Here is a 387-nt window from a genome sequence, read left to right on the forward strand (position 1 = left end):
GGGTCCTTCTCGCCCAGGTCCCACGAAATCTGGGCGGCCTTGCGGGCCTCGGCGAACTTGCCGCTGCGCGCGAGGATGTCCGCGCGAATCCACTGGTTGTACCAGTTGGAGTCGAGGGCCACGGACGCGTCCGCGAGCTTCAGCGCCGCGACGTAGTCCTTGGTCGAGTCCGCCACGTAGCGCGCCGCCTGGGCCTGCTCGCTCGCGCTCGTCTGCCCCGCCTTCTCGATGTTGGCCTTGGCCAGCGTGGCCGTGTCCACCTTGATGGGGACGGAGACGCGCAGCTTCTCCCACTCGAGGTCCAGCGAGGTGCTGTCCTCGGTGGTGTTGCTGAAGACGTACGTCAGCCGCTCACGGCTGGGAATGGCCGCGGTCGTCGCGGCGACG

Annotated in this window: 1 pseudogene; it reads right to left on the reverse strand. The window is 68.7% G+C overall.

Going from position 1 to position 387, the window contains the following annotated elements:
• Positions 1–387: pseudogene (locus D7Y04_RS43615) on the reverse strand (DUF2911 domain-containing protein); the annotation flags it as partial.

Source organism: Corallococcus sp. AB038B (assembly GCF_003668955.1).
Classification (GTDB): Bacteria; Myxococcota; Myxococcia; order Myxococcales; family Myxococcaceae; genus Corallococcus; species Corallococcus exiguus.